The sequence below is a fragment of the Bradyrhizobium sp. CCBAU 65884 genome (genome assembly GCF_028128835.1).
In the GTDB taxonomy this organism is placed as follows: domain Bacteria; phylum Pseudomonadota; class Alphaproteobacteria; order Rhizobiales; family Xanthobacteraceae; genus Bradyrhizobium; species Bradyrhizobium ottawaense.
Map to the genome: position 1 here is coordinate 1 of NZ_LBJU01000047.1, position 2,682 is coordinate 2,682.

General features: G+C 59.5%; 2 protein-coding genes and 1 pseudogene. 2 read left to right on the forward strand and 1 reads right to left on the reverse strand.

Annotated elements, in window-relative coordinates; all coding sequences use genetic code 11:
- Positions 1-280: 280 nt before the first annotated feature.
- Positions 281-477 (forward strand): annotated as a pseudogene (locus XI03_RS01730) (TrbI/VirB10 family protein); the annotation flags it as partial.
- Positions 474-851, forward strand: a complete 378-nt coding sequence (locus XI03_RS01735; protein ID WP_271591121.1) for a hypothetical protein — start codon at positions 474-476, stop codon at positions 849-851. The pseudogene XI03_RS01730 and the gene XI03_RS01735, both read left to right, overlap by 4 nt.
- A 277-nt stretch (positions 852-1,128) precedes the next feature.
- On the opposite strand, the gene XI03_RS01740 is transcribed toward XI03_RS01735, so the two are convergent.
- Positions 1,129-2,682: Ulp1 family isopeptidase (locus XI03_RS01740; RefSeq protein WP_271591122.1), on the reverse strand; the 1,554-nt coding region annotated here is incomplete at its 5' end.

The window sequence follows — 2,682 nt, forward strand, 5'->3', positions numbered from 1 at the left end:
ACCCGCAATCCTCTCAGACAGGAGGCAATCCTTGCTATGCTTCCCTACATGCCGCGCCAGCGGCTTCGTTCAATCCTCAAAACGAAATTGCAGGGTTCCGATGCCGAAGCATCAAAACACTGCAATCCCAAAACAGGCCACAACGAATAATGCGATCCCAGCTCAATCGCTTAGCCGCTCTTCACGGAGGACAATATCGCCCGATACTAGGGCAATCCATCAATACCGCCAAACCGCCGGCGTAGACGTGCGGGGAAAATCGCGCTTACCGACTAACACCGCCGCCGGCATTGCCGTCGAGCAGTCCATCAACATCCCGCCGACGCTGAGCAAGAATCAGGGCGAGCTCGTCAATATCTTTGTCGCGCGAGACCTGGATTTCTCGTCCGTCAACTCAAACGGACCGAAACCCGCACCCAGATTCTCGACCGCACCGTCCCCGGATGCATCGTCGGACCCGCGGCGGTAACAAAATGAGCCAAGTCGCATCCATCGGACATGATGGCGGACGCTTGGTGCTGGCACGTTATCTCGAGCCGCTGGCTCCGTACCTCGCGGACCACACTCTGACCGAAATCGTCGTTAACTGTCCCGGCGAGGTTTTCGTGGAAGGGCCCGGCGGTTGGACCAGGCATGAAGCCACTGCCCTCACGCAAACCTACCTCTCACATCTTGCAACCGCGGCCGCCAGTCACACCCGTCAGGACATCGGGCCGGACTACCCAGTGGTCTCCACGAGCCTGACCGGCGAGGAGCGCTGTCAGATCGTTGTGCCATCCGCTGTCCCAGGGGGCATGATCAGCCTCACGATCTTCGCTCCTGATTCGCGGCAAGAATCCTCGCCGCTGTAAGGCAGAAAATCCACTCAAGCTACTGTCCGAATTTGCGGGACCTGCTCTCTTTGCCAAGCCTCGATTCAACTGGAGAAAGCAATCGACGCCTCTTACTAGCGCGCGCCGAAGGCTTCGGTGCCGATGACGCTGTGTCGCGCACCTTACCAAACGCCTCGTCTCCGAAGTCGGATGGAGCCCCTGTGACAGCCGCACCCAAGTGAGCGCGACGAATGTCAACACCGCGCCGCGTAGTGCTGAGCTGATTGTCCTGCGGGCCGGATTGGCCGAATGACGGTCACCCCTGCCAAAAGTTGGCTGTGTTCCAGCTATCGGCGGCAGGCTGGCCGGCTTGATCCACTTTCCGCCAAAATTCTGCCGAATCGACGCTTCGTGTTGAGGGGCCCGCTTGATAAGCAGGATCATTCGCACGCGCATTTGCGGGAGCGGCGCTCAATCGCCATTGCAGCTGCGCCCGATCGGCGACGAGTTCGTCGAGGTTCCAGAGGTTTGGCTGCGCTTCTTCCGCCAATCGCCGAACCAGCTCTCGGGTGCCGTCTACGACGAAGACGCCGCAATCGTAACCGTTTTGCTGCTGGCCTATGCTGGCAGGGCGCTGGCCGGCGTTCAACCGCGCTGCGAGCAGGGCAGCAACATTGTGGTTGTGCTCCCCGAAGGAGTCGTAGTGATAGGTCATCCACCTTTGGCGATCGCGGCGATCAACCAACAGCAGCGACCAATGGGTGCCGCGGCTTGTCGCGCTGGCATCGTTCACCGGCAAGAACAGGAAGTCGGCAGTATCGTTACCATTGCAATCATAAAGGACGCGCTGGAGTGCGCGTAGCATGTCGTCGTCGGCCCCCTCACGTAACTGGTGGGCTATGAGCGGATTCACGAACCGGATCCGGCCAGCGAGATCCGGATTGTCCCTCTGCAGCTCCTGCTGCAGGAGAGTGAAATCCGCCAAGATATGGTTGTCCCCAAGCCACTCCTCTCGGCCAAGCGATAATCCGCTGGGACCTTGGCGCGAAATATCAACCCGCTGCTTCTTACGTGAGGACGGCAGTTCGATCGGCGAGACAACCTCGGACGGCCTCTGCGACGCAAACCTGGGAGGCTCGGCGAGAGGTTGCTGCTGCACATCGATGAGCGCCGCGTCCGCGCGATGGACGTCGCGATCCTCCTTCTTTGCAAGTACCACTCCATTCGATTTGCGGAGGCCATTCAGGGCGGTGAGCACGAGCGGATTAAGTGCCTTTGCTTCCTCATCTAACGCCGGGTCGTGGAGCCGCCCTGCGAATGGCGGCTGCCTTTTTGCAACCAAGGCGCAAGAAAGACGTTGAAGGCAGCTTGCATAGGAGCTCGCCGTCCCCACAGACGTCCTCCCGCAAACTTGGTCTTTATACCATTCGATGAGCTCCGCGTCCGCGCGATAAACGTCGCAATGTACCACTCCTTTCGATTTGCGGAGGCCATTCAGGGCGGTGAGCACAGTCGGATGAAGTGCCCTTGCTTCCTCATCTAACGCCGGGTCGCGGAGCCGCCCTGCGAATGGCGGCTGTCTTTTTGCAGCCAAGGTGCGAGAAAGACGTCCAAGACAGCGTGCCGCCACGTTACCCGTCAGCCCTTCGCGAGTAAGCTGGTCTTTATACCATTCGATGAGCTCCGCGTCCGCGCGATGAACGTCGCGATCCTCCTTCTTTGCAAGTACCACTCCTTTCGATTTGCGGAGGCCATTCAGGGCGGTGAGCACAGTCGAATGAAGTGCCCTTGCTTCCTCATCTAACGCCGGGTCGTGGAGCCGCCCTGCGAATGGCGGCTGCCTTTTTGCAGCCAAGGTGCGAGAAAGACA

Bases quoted from the DNA above. Each gene is read 5' to 3' on its own strand.
- XI03_RS01735 (WP_271591121.1), top strand. From the start codon at position 474: ATGAGCCAAGTCGCATCCATCGGACATGATGGCGGACGCTTGGTGCTG.